Annotated in this window: 15 protein-coding genes; all 15 read left to right on the top strand. The window is 46.7% G+C overall.

Annotation, left to right across the window (positions count from 1 at the left end):
* Window positions 1–47: 47 nt before the first annotated feature.
* The 15 genes from C173_RS26810 to C173_RS35420 all read left to right on the top strand — a co-directional run bounded on the left by C173_RS26810 (window position 48) and on the right by C173_RS35420 (window position 19,054).
* Complete coding sequence (locus C173_RS26810) at window positions 48–1,964, top strand: carbohydrate-binding protein (RefSeq protein WP_051478462.1); 1,917 nt, start codon at window positions 48–50, stop codon at window positions 1,962–1,964.
* A 441-nt stretch (window positions 1,965–2,405) separates the two neighbouring features.
* The gene (locus C173_RS26805; RefSeq protein ID WP_036730891.1) at window positions 2,406–2,645 is read left to right on the top strand and encodes an acyl carrier protein; all 240 of its coding nucleotides are present in this window, start codon (window positions 2,406–2,408) and stop codon (window positions 2,643–2,645) included.
* Window positions 2,642–4,132 carry a class I adenylate-forming enzyme family protein gene (locus C173_RS26800; protein ID WP_081751357.1) on the top strand — a complete coding sequence of 497 codons (1,491 nt, stop codon included), beginning with the start codon at window positions 2,642–2,644 and terminating at the stop codon, window positions 4,130–4,132. The genes C173_RS26805 and C173_RS26800 overlap by 4 nt, the downstream gene beginning before the upstream one ends.
* 13 nt (window positions 4,133–4,145) lie before the next feature.
* Window positions 4,146–5,201: a hypothetical protein gene (locus C173_RS26795; protein WP_036730887.1), complete on the top strand. Its 1,056-nt coding sequence runs from the start codon at window positions 4,146–4,148 to the stop codon at window positions 5,199–5,201.
* 150 nt (window positions 5,202–5,351) lie between these two features.
* Entirely contained in the window at window positions 5,352–6,293 is a 942-nt protein-coding gene (locus C173_RS26790; protein WP_327196500.1) for an NAD-dependent epimerase/dehydratase family protein, read from the top strand.
* Between the two features lie 13 nt (window positions 6,294–6,306).
* Window positions 6,307–6,558: an acyl carrier protein gene (locus C173_RS26785; protein WP_036730883.1), complete on the top strand. Its 252-nt coding sequence runs from the start codon at window positions 6,307–6,309 to the stop codon at window positions 6,556–6,558.
* Entirely contained in the window at window positions 6,555–7,703 is a 1,149-nt protein-coding gene (locus C173_RS26780; RefSeq protein WP_235192036.1) for a UDP-glucuronosyltransferase, read from the top strand. The genes C173_RS26785 and C173_RS26780 overlap by 4 nt, the downstream gene beginning before the upstream one ends.
* 27 nt (window positions 7,704–7,730) lie before the next feature.
* Entirely contained in the window at window positions 7,731–8,819 is a 1,089-nt protein-coding gene (locus C173_RS26775; RefSeq protein ID WP_036730881.1) for a radical SAM protein, read from the top strand.
* 42 nt (window positions 8,820–8,861) lie between these two features.
* Window positions 8,862–10,040, top strand: a complete 1,179-nt coding sequence (locus C173_RS26770) for a radical SAM/SPASM domain-containing protein (protein WP_036730879.1) — start codon at window positions 8,862–8,864, stop codon at window positions 10,038–10,040.
* Between the two features lie 32 nt (window positions 10,041–10,072).
* On the top strand, window positions 10,073–11,077 hold the full coding sequence (locus C173_RS26765) for an ABC transporter ATP-binding protein (RefSeq protein ID WP_155991656.1): 1,005 nt from the start codon (window positions 10,073–10,075) through the stop codon (window positions 11,075–11,077).
* Entirely contained in the window at window positions 11,055–11,864 is an 810-nt protein-coding gene (locus tag C173_RS26760) for an ABC transporter permease (RefSeq protein ID WP_036730877.1), read from the top strand. The genes C173_RS26765 and C173_RS26760 overlap by 23 nt, the downstream gene beginning before the upstream one ends.
* Before the next feature lie 4 nt (window positions 11,865–11,868).
* The gene (locus C173_RS26755) at window positions 11,869–12,681 is read left to right on the top strand and encodes an ABC transporter permease (protein WP_036730875.1); all 813 of its coding nucleotides are present in this window, start codon (window positions 11,869–11,871) and stop codon (window positions 12,679–12,681) included.
* A gap of 38 nt (window positions 12,682–12,719) precedes the next feature.
* Complete coding sequence (locus tag C173_RS26750) at window positions 12,720–13,568, top strand: FkbM family methyltransferase (protein ID WP_036730873.1); 849 nt, start codon at window positions 12,720–12,722, stop codon at window positions 13,566–13,568.
* 35 nt (window positions 13,569–13,603) lie between these two features.
* Window positions 13,604–14,647, top strand: coding sequence for a hypothetical protein (locus C173_RS26745; RefSeq protein ID WP_036730870.1), 1,044 nt, complete (start codon window positions 13,604–13,606; stop codon window positions 14,645–14,647).
* A 369-nt stretch (window positions 14,648–15,016) separates the two neighbouring features.
* The gene (locus C173_RS35420; RefSeq protein ID WP_051478461.1) at window positions 15,017–19,054 is read left to right on the top strand and encodes an S-layer homology domain-containing protein; all 4,038 of its coding nucleotides are present in this window, start codon (window positions 15,017–15,019) and stop codon (window positions 19,052–19,054) included.
* Window positions 19,055–19,099: the final 45 nt, after the last annotated feature.

Raw genomic sequence — 19,099 nt, 5'->3', positions numbered from 1 at the left:
TTATGTTAAGGAAGTTAAAGTTATTAAGTGCATTATTGATTTTTTGTATGGCCAATCTGTTACCTGTCTTTCCTTTGACAGCAAGCGCGGCGGGTACAATTGTAAGCTATCCGTTACCGTCGGTCTATACCACGACCAGTCAATACACGGTAACAGCAGACTCTACCAATATACCGGTAATCGACACTTCAGAGGTATTTGTAAACTATAATTATTGTAATTTCTCTTTTTCAGGTACGACTACAATCACAATAACAGCAAGCGAGCCCATCAATACCTATAATATTTCTCCCAAAGCTTTGGGAATCACTGCAACTAAGAGCGGAAATACACTGACCTTTACCCTTTCATCGCCAACCTATCTTATCGTTAAAATCAATAACCTGAAGGATCTGGTTATCGCGGCAGATGCTCTTGAAACCAATGTTCCGGCTTCCTCCGGTACAGGGATTTTCAATGTTAAAACCCAGTACGGTGCTGACAGTACCGGTGCCACATTGGCTACAACTGCCATACAGAATGCCATCAATGCGGCTAACGCAGCAGGCGGTGGTATCGTATACGTTCCAGCCGGCGTGTACAAGAGCGGTAACATTGTTCTAAAAAGCAATGTTTCGGTTTATCTGGCGGGTGGTTCTGTGATCAGGGGTTCAGGAAATCCAAGCGATTACACTACCCATTTTCATAAGAATTCTCTAAATAAGGATGGAACGTGGTTTATCTATACCGAAACCAATGCAAACAATATTAAGATATACGGCAGGGGAACGATTGACGGCAATGGCCATTATATGAGAAATACAAACAATTATTTGAACAATATTCTTGTCCCCTTGCAGTGCAGCAACTTCACAGTTGACGGCATAACCATCAGAGACAGCGGTGGCTGGGCTACAATCGTTACCAGATCCAATAACGTAACCTTCCAGAATACTAAGCACTTCAACAATAATGAACTTGATTATGAAAATGATGCAATAGACATCCAGGAGAGCCAGAATGTACTCATAAAGCACACTGTCGCCGTATCGGAGGATGACACGTACTCCTTTAAGACCTGGGATGTAGCCACTACCGATATTGCTGCAAACTGGCCGGGAACTCCTGAGAACCAGTCAAATGTAGTGGTGGATGATGCTTTGGCCTGGAGCAGATGCGGAGCCTTCAAGGTCGGAGATGGAGTGAAACAGCTTCAGGATGGCATCGTGGTTAAAAACTCTTTTGTATACAGATGCTGGCGCGCTTTAGCGGTAGGTCATCTCTATGGGACTCCAGCAGCACAGAACATCGTATTCGACAATATAGATGTAGAAGGCTTCTGGCCAAGATCCGGTGTTCACTCCAGATGGTTTGATCTTTCGGCAAAAACCGGTCCGATCAAAAATGTGGTCTATAATAATATCAATTTACGCGCTCTGGGCGAGGTTTCAATAATGAAGGGTTGGAGTGACACCTCTACGGTCTCCGGAGTGACATTGAACAATGTTCGCGTCGGTGGAGTTGCGGTGAATAATTTGACAGATTTGAAAATAACAGATACGAACAGCTATGCGGCAGAGCCAAAATTCAACACATTGAAATTCGAAGCAGAAGGCTATAACCTTAGTTCCGGTGTTCTTTCCTATGAGTCAAGCACTGACGGCGGGCTGAATGTGGGTGCCGGGAGTAATGGCGACTATATCGCATTTAAAAATGTAGACTTTGGCAGTACAGCTAAAACAAGCATTGATATGAAGGTCGCATCCGCTAATTCCGGCGGAAGGATCGAATTCCACTTGGATAGCCCTACAGGCACTATGCTGGGTTCTTGGACGGCCGAAAGCACAGGCGGATGGCAGACATGGTCCCTCAAGAATATCCCGCTTACTGCCGGGACAGCGGTAGGAACCCATACGGTATATGTTACTTTTGTGAAGTCAGATTCAACCACAGTTGCCAATTTAACCTGGTTCCAGTTCAAATAAAATGGAAACGGATTAATTGGATTGTAATAAGATTGATAAAGGGGTATATCAACTGATATACCTCTTTATTCAGCTAAAGGACGTACTCACTAGTGTTGCATAAAATTTTAAATTGTTGACAATTGGTATATTTGCAATTTATACTAAACATATCCATTTACGGGTGTCATTTACCGTAGTGAAGTAGAGCATTTTCAGCAGGGCTTTATCGCTTGGGAAAATGCTTTTTTCTGCTTTTCATTCCTGCACCGAGTCATATTCCGCCTCCAGTATTAATTGCAGCATCTCTGCAAACAACTCTTTTAGTGCGAATGCACATTGTCCATCGTTTTGAGATTATTCTCCTTCACACTCACTTTCACTTACTCATTACTGAATATCACCATGTATGCTATCCTCTCTAATCAGCCTTTCTAAAGATTATCTAACGGAGGAAACAGGATGTCTAAATCAATAGAATCTATCTTGAGAGATGAAGTTTTTGCTGAGCTGGACATCGAGTATCCGGAAGATCCCGATACCCGTTTGCTGGACCTGGGGATCGATTCGGCAGGCTTCATCAAGCTTATTGTTTCAATGGAATCGAAGTTTAATATCTCGATCCCTGATGAGGATCTGTTGTTTGAGAAGTTCTCCACGGCTGGATTAATCCTTAATTATTTGGCCGGGAAAACGATATGATGACTATCATTCAGCGTTTATTCATGGAGGCTTGTGATCGCAAAAATCATATTATCCTTCAAGATCTAAAGCAGCAGTGGACTTATGCGGAAGTGATGACAGAAGCATACTTGATTGCTCTATATATCCAAAAGAACTTTGAGCTTGAGGCCGGTAGCCATATAGCGGTATACACAAATAATGAGCCCTTGTTCATTACTGCTTCGCTTGGCATTCAGTTCAGCGGTCATGTACTAATACCTGTTCCTTACTCGGCATCCAAAACAGAGATTGAAAATATTCTAAATGCCAGTGACGCCAAGCTGGTTATCAGCAAATATGTACAGCCTGCGGGTTTAAATTGCCATATTCATTGGGTTACCGCTCAGGATTTCTCGCAAGAACCGATGCCTTCGTTTGAATCGATCTCGCTCACGAATTCGTCCGATCCCCATCTATGTGCGATTCTCCTTCCTACATCGGGCACAACCGGACCATCTAAAATCGTTATGTTATCCCATGAGAATGTATTAACGAATGCGTTGGCACATGGCGAAAAGGTCGGGTATACGGATCAAGATTCGTTTCTTGTAACGATGCCCGTTCATTTCAGTTCTACGATTGTCACCCAATTGATTTCTTGCATGCTATTTGGAACCCAAATTAGGCTGATCAGCTTGCCCTTGCTGCCGCGCACAGCGTTTAGACTGTTTCAGGATAAGGCGGTCACGGCATTCTCAGCGGTGCCTACGCAATTGATGCACTTTGTTTCCGATTATCATCAGACAACCCACTGGAGTGCCTTTGATTCCATTGAATTTATTGTTATAAGCGGTGCGCCGATTCCCGCGAGATTAGTAGACCATCTTCAGACTGTATTCCCCCAAGCGGACATTATTCAAACCTATGGATTGACAGAAGCTTCTCCGCGGGTGAGCATGATGGACCGGGGAGACCGCTGCTTATCCTGTGGATCACCCGTCAGTGGCGTTTCTATCCGGCTTGTTGACGAAGAAGAGAATGAGGTTATAGGACCTGCTGCTTCAGGAGAAATTTGGGTCAAGGGCCCGAATGTGATGCTCGGTTATTACAGGAACCCGGAGTTAACGAACGTTACCATTGTTGAGGGTTGGTTAAAGACAGGAGACTTGGGATATTGGAATGAATCAGGGTGTCTCATCATCACAGGCAGAAAGAAAAATATCATTATATCCGGCGGTATCAATATCTATCCGGAAGAAATTGAGGAGTTTTTATATGGCTTGAACGAAGTGGAGGAAGTCATGGTTGTTGGTGTGCCCGATGATCTATTAGGCGAAGTACCCGTCGCCTTTCTGAAAGTTTGTGAAGAATGTCTGGTTGATATAGATGCGCTGACCAAACATTGCAACTTGCATTTATCCTCGTATAAAGTGCCTAGACAATGGAGGATTGTAGATGACATTCCAAAAACAAAAACAGGAAAACTGGACAGGGCAAGCACGAAGCGCTTATTGCTAAAGGAATAGGGGGGACGAAAAGTTGAAGAATACAACTCAAACATTGCGCAGCGAAATATTGCCGGTCCGTTATCCGATGATTACAACCTATACGCAACATGCCCATCTCTTGTCCATACTTACCCACTACGAGTGCGCGCACCCATGGATATTCAGCAATTATATTCAATTATTTATTAACAAAGATTATAAACATCATTGGGGAGATTTCTATTTCCCTCTGGCGTATGAGCTGCGGCCTTCGGATGGTTGCAAATGGATTTCGACTCAGAAGATACATAGAGATACTGTAACGACTAAATGGGACTCTGTTATTCATTTTATTATAGAAAATATTAATGCCAATAACTATATCCACACCATGATCAATTATTTCTACGTGCCGCTAAGCGACCGATATCATAGACTCCAATTGCATCATGACATATTTGTGTACGGCTATGATTTAGATCGGGAGATATTGTATGTTTCCGATTTCTTTAAGAACGGCGTGTACAGTCAGGCTGAGATCTCATTTGCCGATTTCAATCTTGCGTTCAACACTAATCATCTAACAACCAATCATGATTATCTGAGAGAAATGGTGTATCTGTATAAATTCAACGAACAAAATCAGGATAATTTCAGTGCAGATACCCTAGTGAATTCTATAAGAAATTATTTCACTAAGAGAACGCCGGAATATTGGGAGATGTTCAACTATGGGGGCGACAGGGATCATCTTGACTTCGGCATGCAAATATACACCACTCTATTTAATTATGTGAAAGAGACAGCGGAACATAAGGCTATGCTTGATATAAGACCCTTTCATTTACTTTATGATCATAAGAAGATAATGACGCTGAGATTCAAGTATTTGTACGATCATCGGCATCTAAATCAATTAAATCAAGAGCATATAGATGAATTCACAGCCATTGAGCTTAAGGCAAAGATCCTTGTGAATGTAGCAATGAAATATAATTTGACAAGGGACACGAGAATTTCCAAAAACTTACAAACACTGATTACGAATATAGAAAATGAAGAATCCATATTCCTTGAACGATGGCTGAATCAGGTAGGCATTCAGTAACATCGAGGGCGCAGTGGATGTCAGCCAGGTATATCTATGGAGGGAGTGATGCCGGGATTATAATCGTTTCGGTACAGCGTATGGAATAAGCACAACCACCACGTATCCACTCACCTCAAGCACCGTTCACCAACCTTAGGCAATGGGGGGATCTTTATTTTCATTGTATTAACAGGAGTCGCAGGCTTCATCGGTTCCAACCTTGCCGAGAGGCTGCTGCGGGAAGGACATACCGTTATTGGTGTCGATAATTTTCTGACCGGGTCCCCTGTCAACATGGACAATCTCTTGCGGTCGCCAAATTTCAGGTTTATCGAGCATGACGTCATTTATCCGCTCGCAGTTGAAGGTCCTGTCGATTGGGTGATGCATTTCGCAAGTCCAGCCAGCCCGCCCAAATATTTGTCCTATCCGATCGAAACGATGAGGGTCAACAGCGAAGGAACGATGCATCTGCTGCATCTGGCCAATGAAAAGCAGGCCGCTTTTTTCCTGGCTTCAACAAGCGAGATCTACGGTAACCCAACTGTTCACCCTCAGCCGGAGAGCTACTATGGCAACGTGAATTCGATTGGATCAAGAAGCTGCTACAACGAAGCGAAGCGGTATGCAGAGGCGATCACCTACTGGATGAACAGGAAATACGGCATACCGGTAAGGGTCATTCGAATCTTCAATACATTCGGCCCGAAGATGGATTTATATGACGGACGTGTCATTACCAATTTCATTAATCAAATCATGTCCAAGCGCAACCTTACGATTTATGGCGACGGCAGACAGACGAGAAGCTTTCAGTATATCGACGATTTGCTGGAAGGGATTATAAGACTGCTGGGCACCACGTATGAACAGCCAGTCAATTTGGGGAATCCGCAGGAAGTCACCATCCTTGAAGTCGCCGAAGTATTGAAGGAGCTCATGAAGTCCAACGCGCAGATCGAGTTTCTCCCGCTGCCGGAAGACGATCCTAGGAGAAGGAAGCCGGATATTACCGTATCAAGGACTATTATGGACTGGGAACCGGCGATCGGTTTGCAGGATGCACTCGCTAGAACGATCCAGTATTACCAAGGTCAATATATCCATTAAACGGGAGGTACCTATGCAAGAACAGATCATAGCGATGATAAGCGAAATCAAGGACGACGCCCAGCTGGCAAACCGCTTGAACGAGCATTCCAGCATCATGGAAGACGGGGGACTCGACTCGTTACAGCTAATTACTTTCTTATTAAAGGTGGAAGAGCGTTTCGATATTGAAATCGATTTTGAACAATTCGACTTCGATTTTTTGGAGTCGGTTACAACCTTCTGCAATTATATCTCGGAGCTGCAGAAGACGGCATCTGTATGAACGATAGACGCAAGGGTGTCCGGGAGCTTATGAATAAGCGGAAAGTAACGATTCTATGCTCGGGTTTCGGTCTGGGGTTCTATATTCCCGGCCTATTAGCTGCAAGCGGTTTCAAGAAGAGGGATATCGCGACGGAAGTGCTCGTGTTCGAAAGCTATTTGGAGCAAGACAAAAGGGATCATATTGCAGACAGCAGGAAGGCTTACCACAATGATTTCGCGCTTGCCAATTTTTCGGCCCGAATGCCGATGGATATCCGGGGCAGCATTGATTATGCCCAGGTAGAGCTATTGCTGGAGGCGTGGAAAGCGGAAGAACGGTACGAGTTCATATCACTATCCGGACACTGGGGCTATATTCTGGATTTGTACAGGGAGAAGATGCTGCCGAATTCAATTCATGTAGACCTGCTCTACGTCGATTCAGATTTGGCCCCGTCTTGGAAGAGCCTGAAGAAGTATCATCCCCGGTATGACGAGCATTATTACAATGCTTGTCTCTATGACACCGATAAGATGGCGATTCGATACGAAATCCCGGTTCTTCCTGGTACGCCAATACCCTTCGAATCAAGGAAGCGGCGGCTTGTTGTTCATGGCGGCGGCTGGGGGATGGGCACTTATCAAAGTAAAGTTCCGGAGCTTGCCGGCCATAACTATGGGCTTGATATCGTAGCTTACGACTGGAAGGAAGCGAAGCCCGATCCCAATCACCGGTATTGGATGAACGATCCGGATTGGTGTTCATGGGTGAAGAGCGGAAGCGGCCTGCACGAGTTCCCGCCATACATTGAAATAGCGGGAGAAGATACGAAATCATACGCCGCTGAGGCTGATCATCATTGGTTATTTGACGTCGCTTCGGAGGCGATGGCTATCGTGGCCAAGCCGGGAGCGGGCACATTGATCGACTCGCTTGCATCCGAAACCCCTCTTATTCTACTGGAGCCGTTCGGCAGTCATGAGCGTAGCAATTTGGAATTGTGGGAGTCGCTTGGGTACGGAATACGCTACGAGAAGTGGCGGGAGATGGATTTTTCCGTAGATGTCCTTAAGGAGATGCATCAAGCGATCAAGAACAGACCCGGCGAACGGACGAATTATGTGGATCATTATTGTTCGAGAGTCGCGTTAATGAAGAGGTAAGATTTCAATGGCAGAAGGGGTTATGCGATGAGTGTTAATAAATTGAGTGTCGCCCAAGATACGACAAGCTATCCGAGATGGATCGTCTTGCAGCTGCTCGAGGAGTGCAATTTGCGATGCAAGATGTGCTATGAGTGGGGACTAGAAGGGCCCTACAAAAGCAAAAAAACATTAGCGCAGCTGGACCCGGATCTGATCAAAAAGATCATCACCCAGTGCAGCCCCGGCAAGCCGTATTACGATTTCTTCGGCGGCGAGCCGCTGATGTACCCTTGGCTGAGCGACATTCTCGCCATGATCAATCATTATGGAAGCGTAGCGGACTTCCCCACGAACGGCACACTGCTTGAGAAACATGCCGAGATGTTAGTCGAGACTCCGCCTAATAAGATTTGGGTGTCACTCGACGGCCCTGAGGAGATCAACGATAGGCAGAGAGGCAAAGGCGTATTCAAGAAAGTAATCAAAGGAATCGAGAAGCTCTATGAGCTCCGGCAAAGCAAAGGCAAGCAATTTCCGAAGATGGGTGTATCCTTTATCATTACGCCCTTGAACTATATGTATGTCGAGGAATTTTTCTTCAAGCATATCGACTTGTCGATGTTGGACCATATCAGCATGGAAGTGCAGCTCTATGCCACGGAAGAGCAGTATGCCCAATATGTGGAGGTTCTTAGTGGGGAATTCGGCGTGTATGAAGCTCCTTATGCCAAGGGGATGGTGTGGCGGGACATCAGTTCGTTCAGCGAGATCGATATTCCGGAATTGACGAGACAGCTCAATAAGGTTAAAGAGTATTGCTTGAAAAACCGCATCGATGTGATTACCTATCCGAAGACGATAGATGAACAGAACTTGCACAACTATTTCTCGGGACATTTCCATCAGATGGCAGATAAACGAAACCGTTGCTCTCTTCCATGGACTTATGCGGAGATTACGGCAAGGGGCGACGTTTCGCCCTGCCATGCCTTCTATGATTTGACCTTCGGCAACGTGAATGAAGAGAGCTTGCTGGATATCTGGCGCAGCGGCAAGTACAAAGAGTACCGCGCGTATATGAAAAAAAATATGCTTCCGATTTGTACGGCTTGTTCAAGGTATTATATCTACTGATTCATGTGAATGACCTATCACATTTAAGAAGGGTGTGTTGATATGAATCCGAAATCAGAGATTAAGCATTCCGCAAAGGATTTGCAAATATTGAAACGTACCATCAGGAATACGTTGGAAACCAAGCGGAACACGGAGAAAATAGCGGGTTACGCGACACCGTTGCCGGAGTCGGTCGGGATTAAACTGACGAACCAATGCAACTTGCGCTGCAAGCATTGCTATCAATGGAACGACACCGGCTACCATCACTTCATGACACCGGAGCAGCAGCGGGAACAGCTCGACTACGGGCTGCTGGAGAAGCTGATCCTTGAGACGGAACCAGCCAAGTCGAGACTCTATATCTGGGGAGGGGAGCCGCTCGTATACAGCCATTTCGACCGTTTGGCCGATTTGCTTGAAGCCTATCCCCGGGAGACGACGATCTGTACGAATGCGGTGCTGATCGAGCGAAAGCTGGACGCCTTGCAGAGAATCTCCGATAACCTGGAGCTGCTCATTGCGCTTGATGGATTCGAAGAAGAGAATGATGCGCTTCGCGGCAAAGGGGTATTCAGCAAGGCGATAGATGCGATCCGGAAGCTGGTCGAGCTGCGCAAGGAAAACCGGTTCAAGGGCAAAATTACGATCCATACCGTCGTTAACGATGGTATGACTGACAAGCTTTACGATCTGCTGGACTTTCTGGAGGGCGTCGGTGTAGATATGGTCATGGTCTGCTTCCCGTGGTACATCTCGGACGAATGCACGCAGGGAATGGACAATTACTTTGACGAGAAGTTCGACTTCCTTCCGGCGAGCGAGCACAGGGGCGAACGAAGCTGGCACGCCTTTAACTACAAGCTCGATCCGGAGCGTATTCCTGCTCTCATGAGCGAGTTGGACCGGGTCAATAATCGGGTCTGGAAAATGCGTTTGCGCTACCAGCCGAATCTGGATCATGACCAAATCGAGGATTTCGTGCTCGGCAAAGAGGTGGAGGGCAAAGGCACGATGAACAAGAAGTGCCTGGCGCTCTCGAACCGGATGGACATTACGCCCGATGGAACAATTATCGCGTGTAAATTCTTCAAGGAGTTCGAGATCGGCAAATTACATGAAGCGTCTGTACAGGAATTATGGCATAGCATGAACTACAGAAGAATAAGGGAAATGATGGACGAACGACTGACACCGGCATGTTCCAAGTGCAGTGTTTTGCATTTGCACGGTGTATAACTCTTCTAAATTCACATAAATGAGGTGCATGAGTGAGCATTATCCAGATGGAAGGATTGTCTAAAAGCTTCAAGTATTACGAAAAAGAATTGGGGCTTAAAAAATCGCTCAAAAATTTAGTGAAACGGAAATCATTGATCAAAGAAGCGGTTAGCGAAATATCACTTGTCATCGAGCAAGGGGAGATGGTCGGATTCTTAGGCCCGAACGGCTCCGGCAAAACGACGACGCTGAAGATGCTGTCCGGCATCTTGTATCCGACAAGCGGGCAGGCGACGGTATTAGGCTATGTCCCTTGGGAGCGAAAAAAAGAATTCAAGATGCAGTTCTCGATCGTGATGGGGCAGAAATCGCAGTTGTGGTGGGATTTACCGGCGAATGAATCGTTGTACCTGAACAAATGCATCTATGAGGTCGAGGATGAGCCCTACAACCTTGTCCTGGATGAGCTTACGGAGATGCTTGACGTTAAAGACCTGCTCAACATTCAGGTGCGGAGACTTTCGCTGGGGGAACGGATGAAGATGGAGCTTATTGCGTCGCTCATCCACCGGCCCAAGGTGATATTCCTGGATGAGCCTACAATCGGACTTGATCTGATTTCGCAGAAGCGCATTCGGGAGTTCCTGAAGTATTATAACCAGCAGACGAAGGCAACGGTCATTCTGACAAGCCACTACATGGCGGATATTGAGGATCTGTGCAAACGAACGATCATCATCAATCAAGGGAAGATCGTATACGACGGCGATCTCCGGCGGGTGAACGAGCTGTTCCATGCCAAAAAGATTATCAAGCTGCAATTTACGGACGAAGTACCGAGGCAAGCGCTAAGCGACTATGGCGTTATTACTCAGCATGACGGCCTGAATGCCGTTATGGAGATCGATAAGCATGACCTTCAGCGACTCTCCAAGATGATGCTGGACCGGTTCCCGATCCTTGATTTCACCGTTGAAGATATACCTGTCGAGCGAGGCATCGAAAGCTTATATCAGAAAGATGGGGTCAGACATGAAAGCCTTGCAAAAGTATAAGAGGACGTACATCCTTGCGCTTCAGAATGAGATGGAATACCGGACCGATTTCCTGATGAGTATTATCAGCGGCGGCTTCATCATACTCGTCCAATGCTTCCTCTGGACAGCCGTGTTTCGCAGTTCGCCGCAGGAGATTATTAACGGCTATTCGTATTCGCAGATCATCATTTATTCCGTGTTGTCCGGCGTCGTCTCCAAGCTGGTTTCTGCCGGCTTCGAAGGGGAGGTCGCGAACGATATCAAGACGGGTGGACTGAGCAAATTTATCGCTCAGCCTATTCATTATTTCAGCTATCGGATATGCAATTTTTTCGGCGGGAAAACGGTTCAGACCGCGGTCGTCCTTGTCTTATTCGTCATCCTGATGATTGTGTTCACTCAGATTTGGGAGTTTCAGCTTAGAGTGGGGCAAATCGTTTTGTTCCTGGTCAGCATTCTGTTCGGGCTGCTCATCAACTTCCTGCTTTTTTATTCGATTAGTGCCCTCGCGTTCATTATTACTGAGGTTTGGGGCGTTTTTATCGCGTTCAACCAAGGCGTCTATCTGCTCAGTGGCGCCATCTTTCCCATTAATATTTTCGGAGATACGTTTGCCAGAATTTCCAGCTACTTACCGTTTCAATATGTCGTATACTTCCCGGTTAAGATCATCAATGGGAGCTTGACGATTCATGAAATCGTGCCCGGGCTCCTCTTACAGGCGGTTTGGGTAATTGTGCTTATGATCATTTCCAAGTTGTCTTGGGATTCCGGGATGAAGAAATATGTAGCCGTTGGAGGTTAGATCTGTGAGTATCAGCTTGTCAGAGATTCGGAAGCATGTACGCATGTTTTTTATTTTTGCGAAGAACAGCTTGGTTGGTTACATGGAATACAAAGCGAATTTCTACTCCGGTTTGATCATGGAGACCGTATTTCTGTTGTCCAAGCTGATCTATATCGTCTTCGTTTACCAGCTAGGGATCGAAATTAACGGAATTTCTCCTGACCAGATGATGATCTTCACCGGGACCTATACGATTATGATCGCAATCTATACAGGACTGTTTATGGATAACTTTTATAGATTTGCCGGCCATATCCGCAACGGGACGCTGGACTTGTATATGACCAAGCCGCTATCGCTGCAGTTCATGATTTCATTCCGGAACGTGAACTTCGCGTTTCCGATTCCGAACCTCATCGCCGGGATCACGATGATCGTATTGGCCTGGCGGCGTCTTGGCATCGAGCCAAGCTTTATCCACTTGGCCGGATATATCGGCGTGATCTTGAGCAGCACGATCGTGACCTACTCGGTGCTTCTGCTTCCGCAGATTCTTGCCTTCTGGACGGTGAAGTCCGGTTCGATCTTCGACATACTGGACAAATGTTGGGATTTGAACAATATGCCGATGTACATATACCCCAAATGGCTGCGGAGAATAGGACTGTATGTCGTGCCTATCCTGTTTATCACCAACATGCCATCGGTTTATTTGATCGACCGGTTGGACTTGTTCCTTGGGATATGGATTTTTGCAGCTCCTGTGATATCGCTTCTAGTGGTCAGGCTGTTCTGGAAGCTGGCCGTCAAACACTATGAGAGCGCCAGCAGTTAGAGAAATGCCCCAAAAAAATTGTTAAGAAGGTGAATCGGATGAGCAGGATGGAGCACAAGAGCTTTTCGCCGCAGACAGAGGCCATCGCCAAGAAACGGCTGGACAACGGGATCGAAATCTATCAAAACAACGAAGGAGAAACCGAGTTCCTCTACAACGAGATTTTCCAGAAGAAGATGTATTTCAAGCACGGGATTACGCTCCCGGATCATGGCACGGTCATGGATGTCGGGGCTAATATCGGCATGTTCACCCTGTATGTCAGCAGCAAGAGCAACTGCAGGGTATATGCGTTTGAGCCGCTGCCTCCGACGTTTGAACTCTTGAAGATGAATACGGGCTCGCTGCCTCGCGTAACGACGGTTAACGTCGGGCTTTCCAATGAGATCAAGGAAGCGGACTTTGCCTATTTTCCTACAATGTCCACGGATTCTGTCCAGATCAAATACCGGGAGAACCACGATCAGGATCTCCGGTACGGGTTAATCAACCATTACCGGGATGACTTCGCCGACCCGCGCATGCTAAACCGGTTTGTCGATCATCTGATGTCGCCGAAGCTTCTTAATGAACAAATCCATCGATGCAAGCTAACTACGATCTCCGAAATGATCCGCTATTACGATCTGAACCAAATTGATCTGCTCAAAATCGACGTGGAAAAAAGTGAGTTCGAGGTACTGGAAGGCATCGATCCGGAGGATTGGGGCAAAATCAGGCAAATTGTAATGGAGGTACACGGACTGGACGGGGAGCACATCAGCAGGCTCGAAAACATCTTCCGAACCAACGGCTTCAATGTCTCGATTGATTACTACGAAGATTTGAATATCCCAAATTACTATAATGTGTACGCGTTGAATCAAATGCACATATCGGCTGGGTGATAGCGACAATAACTTTAGTATAGGAGAAATATTGTATGGATGAAATTATTTCCCTGGATACCTTTCAACCCTTCGACGGCATGATCAAAATGTTTCCTCATCATAATTTTCCGTATTTTAATTGCGACTACAATTTGTTATTAACGCTTGCCAATTATTTCGAAAAAGATGAGCTGCCGATTCTGAATAATGTCATTAGTATTTATAGATTTGATAAACAAAAAATACAAACAAGAGGATATTTCAAGTTAGAGGTGTTGGATCTCGAGGAGGAAGAGAAGATCCTTGAGGAAATGGGGATCTCTGTTCGCAGAACATCTCCTGCATTAAATACTTTACAAGATGAGATCATAAACTCTATTTCTAGGGGTCATCCGATTTCCATTTTTATTGATTTATTTTATCAACGCGGGAGAGACTTTTACTATAACAAAAAACATGGACTGCACCCTGTTTTTGTCTATGGCTTCAATCTTACGAACGGGGAAATATATACGGTTGATGATATTACAGAATACAGACAATATTCTCTGCCATTTTCAGAATTTAAAATATCATGCCTGACATCGGAACACGTTAAGATGCCAAATTACTTTTGGGAATATGCACTAGTGTCCCCCGGTGATCATGAGCTCTTGAACCATAAGAAGTCAGCACACACCAGCATCAATGCATTTGTAGAAAATATGTTCAGGTATCAAAATGAAATCACGGAAGGTTTGAATAATATATTGTTGTTGGCAGAAAATTACAAGCTCATTCTAACCAATGAAACGATTATAGAAACACTAAGCAGTACTATTTATAGAAAATGTTCTGAGAAATACAGGTTAAATACGCTCTATAAGTATAACCTTGATCATATCAATGCCAAGGATACGCTTAACCCGTTACTGGACCAAATTATTAATGACTGGAAGACGGTAAGGTTCTATTCGAATAAAGCCATCATGTCCCAAACGTTCACTGGGGAAACCATAGATAAGTGCATGGGTTTATTTACAAAAATATATAATAATGAAGTGCATTTTCATCATCAATTTTATTTAATGTTAGAGGCTGCAAGCTTGAAAAGCTGAACCAACAATGTGAGTCAGGTAACCGGGTAGAGTATCAGATAGACCGCATACCTTTGCGAGAGGGGGCGGTCTTTTTGTTTTTGCCCTATATTCCATTCCCACCCCATATTCTCCTTTTTTCTGGAAGGGCGAGCCGAGAAGTGTGTCTATTTTCGTAATATATTAAAATCATTCGTGCATTTCCCGTATTTAGACTTTCCCTTCCAGTTGCTAATATGAAAGCTGTTACAGCCTAATCATCCGCTTTCGTGAATGCGTTTACAAACATTGTCTGCTATTAGGTTCAGAGGGAGGTGCAGGATTGACTGTCAAGCCAGACTTGGCGTAACCAAGGGTAAGAATCTCCATAAGAAAAGGAGTCAAACTTAGATGAACAGTAGAAAATATGTAGTCAGCATCTCCCGCCTTCTCGTTATCATCATGTTGTTCTCCATCTTCACGTATACTCCCGTCCCGGCTGCTGCGGCTGGAGAGGAACCGTCCGTTGAACTGAGCGACCTCATTGCGCAAGCCGAAGCTCTTAAAACTGGAAATACGGAGTTCCCGCTCCAGGTCAGCCAGTCTGTCTATGGTTCCGTCTACGGTTCTGATGTGAACCGGGCTTTGCCCTGGGTGCATGTAGACGAACTCCAAGCTCTTAATGATGCGCTTGAGCTTGCGCGTAATGCGAACACGCCGGCCGACGAAGCCATTGCAACGCTGAAAGAAGCCATAATGAATTTCACTGCAAATATCAAATCAGACGGCTCCGATCCCTATTTCCGGCTTGATCCGGGTCCGGGTAAGGTTCCTGTAAAAGTTACCGCGCCTACGAATGCCTGGAAGGCAAGAACTCCGCTGGATAACCGTGTCCCGGCCGACTTTGCCGGCGGGACATTCAAGACGATCGCATATCCTTTTGCAGATGCCCAAGGGAAAGCGGAAGTGCTCCAGATTAATTACGCCCATAACGGCAAAAGCACCTTCGGCGGCATCAGTCTGGAATCCCCGTTGTCCCCGGCCGTCAATGTCACAGCGGGTTCAACGATTGAATTCGATGTCTACTATCCGAAGAGCGCGCAAGGCAAATTCATGAGATGGAGAGTCAGAAATGCCAGCGATAACCTCGACAGCTACCTCAGGGAATACCAGTACAACAACTTGAATCCTGACTGGGTGGGCAGCTACAACGGCGAATCCTGGCTGAAGGCGCATCACAGTATTACCGCCTCAACGGGCAATTCCTCGAACTTCATTCTTGAGCTTCATGGGGAGAATGCCCGTCCTGAAGAAACCGGTATGCTGCTAGTCTCTAACATTGAGATTACCGCACCTGATCCGAAGGGTGTTGCGCTTCCGAGCGTAGTCAATAAGGAACACCAGAGTGCCGTAGCGCCTCTAAAGAGTCTGTACAATAAGGAGAATGGCCTGTTCATGGTCGGCGCGATCGGCACCGGACCTGTAAACGGAACGAGAGCCAATCACTATGAGATCTTCGTTGACGGCAACAATCTGAAGGCCGATGGCACGCATCCCCGTGGTCCGGAATGGCTGAAGAATGTGAACGGCGAGGCCATGAACGGCGCAACCACTGCCCCTGGCTTAGCGGAGTATAGCTTCCCTACCAACTCTTATCAGGCGATCAGAGATTCTGGAACTCCCGGGCAGTACAAGTCGCACGGCCATGTTCTGGCATGGTATAACCAGGCTCCTGGTTGGATGGCACAGATGATTCCTGCGAACCTTCCTTCCGGTTATAACGGCTCTGCCAATTTCTACGGACTTGGCAATGGTGTCACAACCACGGTTAAGGTAGACAAAGAAATGGCGAGAAGAGTGCAGTTCAACCATACGATGTATGTGATGCGGCACTTCCTGACCACAGATACGAAGTACGGCTCCAGCGAAGCCCGTGGTATCATTCCCTTCAATTCCTGGGATGTACTCAACGAAGAGGTACACGAGAGCCGCCACAGCGAGCTTATCCTTGAGGATCCGAACAGCTGGAGAACGAGCCTGAAGCATACCAACTGGCTTGTTGCCATGTCAGATGATGAGATTGGCGGCGACATCACCGATCATTACGTATACCTGCTGTTCAAAAACGCGCACATCGCGGCCCCCAACGCCAAGATGGCGGAAGCTTACAAAGCCAACTACGCTAACCTTCCAGAGTACATGAAGCTGGATGGACACGATACTAAAGGCAGCATTGACAGTTACATCGTAGACAATCCTCCGAAGCTGACCTACAACGATTACGGGGTTGCCACCCGCAGTAAAGCTAGAACCGTATATAACATGGTTCTTGAATTAAATACCGCATGGCGCTCCGATCCGCTGTATGACGGAAGACCCCTGATCGAAGACATCGGAATCCAGGGACATGACGCGGTGGGTAAGACCCTTGCCAGCGACAACCAATATGCGATGGCCCTTTATGCCTCACTCGTTGACCGTGGTCTGTTGTCGGGTATTACCTATTCAGAGCTTGACCTTAAGGTTCCTACCGATGCTCCTGGAGGAGGCGCAACCGCTCCAGCAGCGCTTAATGTCAGACAGTCGGACGCCCTTGGTTATCAGTACGCGCTGCTGTACAAAATGTTCAACAAGTTTGCCCCTTATATCGATCACATCATCAGCTGGGGCGTAACCGGTTCCGGATGGCAGGGAAGCTATGTCCTGTTTGACGGCCAAAGTAATGCGAATGCCGGGTACTATGGCGCCATGAAACCGGACAGATTCATTCTGGGACATTCGTATCTGGATGATTACTTTGCAGGCGAATATCAGACTATTCAGAATAATAAAATCGACCTTGGCGACCTTGGAGTCTATACGCCTAATAGCGTGAACGCCGACCTCAGCAGCCTGACACTAAGTGCGGGAACACTCGAGCCTGTATTCAACGCAGCAACCACAGAATACGAGGTGTCCCTGAAGGATGCCGGCAGCATTACTGTGACAGCAGCAGCGGCAGACAGCAGGTCAACCCTTAAAGTGAACGATAAGGTGGTTGCCAGCGGTACAGCTTCCGAAGCTATAGCGCTGACACCTGGCACCCAAACAGATATAAAGATTGAGGTCACAGGGGCAGACGGCAGGGTCAAGACGTATACCCTGAAAGTAACCAACAGCAAGACGGAGACTCCGTCCACTCCGGAACCAGGAACACCATCTGCAACACCTGAACCAGCAACACCAGCACCAGCAACGCCTGCACCTGGTGGAACCTATTCAACGTCTGCACCTGTTGCATCTGCGACACCTGCACCAGCAGCACCTGTTGTAGAAGGACAGAAAGTAACCATGCAGGCAACAGTGAACAATGGAACCGCAATGGTTAAGGTAGCAGATCTGGCAAAAGCAAAGGAACTCATCGAGAAAAATGTGACGCTGGACATCCCTGCCGTGCAAGGAGTGAAATCATACTCGGTAGGCTTGCCTGCTGCAGCACTGACCGGCGGAACCAAGGATAACAAACTGACCATTTCGACCGAATTCGGTCAGGTCGTTATTTCCGGTAATATGTTGACAGGCACACCTGAAAGCAGCGGCAAGGAAGTATCGCTGGAGATTGGAAAAGGTGACAAGTCGGGGCTTCCGGCGGAAGTAAAGGCGGCTCTAGGCGATAGACCGATCATTCAGCTTAGCCTTAAGACGGACGGAAAAGAAACGGCCTGGAGCAATCCTGGTGCACCTGTTACCGTATCCGTACCTTACCAGCCGTCTGCGGATGAATTGAAGAATCCTGAACGGATTGTTATCCGGTATATTGACGGAAATGGAAATGTTCTAACCGTACCGAGCGGACGTTATGATTCCAAGACCGGTATGGTAACCTTTACAACTACTCATCTCGGCGATTTCGCAGTAGCTTATGTATCCAAGACATTCACAGATCTCCGAAAGGCAGCATGGGCGAAGAACGCGGTCGAAGTCCTTGCATCCAAGGATATTCTCAAGACTGAGGGCGGTGAATTCCATCCGTCAACCGAGATCACCAGAGCAGATTTCCTGTACTCCCTCGTCAGGGCACTTGGCTTGACTGCGAAGGTAAATGGAAACTTCAGCGATGTACAGGAGAATGCTTACTACTATAATGAGATTGGAATGGCCAAAGCGCTTGGGATTACGAATGGCCTGGACAACGGCAGCTTCGGCAGCGCGCTTAAGATCACCAGACAAGACATGATGGTGTTGACCGAGAGAGCCCTGAAGCTCGAGAAGAAGCTGAATAGCCAGGGGACGGCTGCGGATCTGGAGAGATTCTCCGACAAGTCCAAAGTGGCCTCCTATGCGGTGAACAGCGTAGCCGCCATGGTGAAGGAAGGGCTCATCGAAGGCAGCGGCAACAAGGTCAATCCGGCTGGCAACACCACCAAAGCTGAAGCTGCGGTATTCCTTTACAGACTGTATAATAAGTAAGAGATTTGCATAAAAACAGGATATGCCCAATAGACCGCACTCCTT

The sequence above is a fragment of the Paenibacillus sp. FSL R7-277 genome (assembly GCF_000517965.1).
GTDB lineage: Bacteria > Bacillota > Bacilli > Paenibacillales > Paenibacillaceae > Paenibacillus_AQ > Paenibacillus_AQ silagei.
The sequence above is the reverse complement of the archived record's forward strand: the minus strand, read 5'-3'. Positions and strand labels throughout refer to the sequence as shown.

What these genes read in the sequence shown, in the direction of transcription:
- C173_RS26760 (WP_036730877.1), top strand. Translation starts at nt 11,055, where the DNA reads ATGAAAGCCTTGCAAAAGTATAAGAGGACGTACATCCTTGCGCTTCAG.
- C173_RS26775 (WP_036730881.1), top strand. Translation starts at nt 7,731, where the DNA reads ATGAGTGTTAATAAATTGAGTGTCGCCCAAGATACGACAAGCTATCCG.
- C173_RS26785 (WP_036730883.1), top strand. Translation starts at nt 6,307, where the DNA reads ATGCAAGAACAGATCATAGCGATGATAAGCGAAATCAAGGACGACGCC.
- C173_RS26800 (WP_081751357.1), top strand. Translation starts at nt 2,642, where the DNA reads ATGATGACTATCATTCAGCGTTTATTCATGGAGGCTTGTGATCGCAAA.
- C173_RS26805 (WP_036730891.1), top strand. Translation starts at nt 2,406, where the DNA reads ATGTCTAAATCAATAGAATCTATCTTGAGAGATGAAGTTTTTGCTGAG.
- C173_RS26745 (WP_036730870.1), top strand. Translation starts at nt 13,604, where the DNA reads ATGGATGAAATTATTTCCCTGGATACCTTTCAACCCTTCGACGGCATG.
- C173_RS26750 (WP_036730873.1), top strand. Translation starts at nt 12,720, where the DNA reads ATGAGCAGGATGGAGCACAAGAGCTTTTCGCCGCAGACAGAGGCCATC.
- C173_RS26780 (WP_235192036.1), top strand. Translation starts at nt 6,555, where the DNA reads ATGAACGATAGACGCAAGGGTGTCCGGGAGCTTATGAATAAGCGGAAA.
- C173_RS35420 (WP_051478461.1), top strand. Translation starts at nt 15,017, where the DNA reads ATGAACAGTAGAAAATATGTAGTCAGCATCTCCCGCCTTCTCGTTATC.
- C173_RS26810 (WP_051478462.1), top strand. Translation starts at nt 48, where the DNA reads ATGGCCAATCTGTTACCTGTCTTTCCTTTGACAGCAAGCGCGGCGGGT.
- C173_RS26770 (WP_036730879.1), top strand. Translation starts at nt 8,862, where the DNA reads ATGAATCCGAAATCAGAGATTAAGCATTCCGCAAAGGATTTGCAAATA.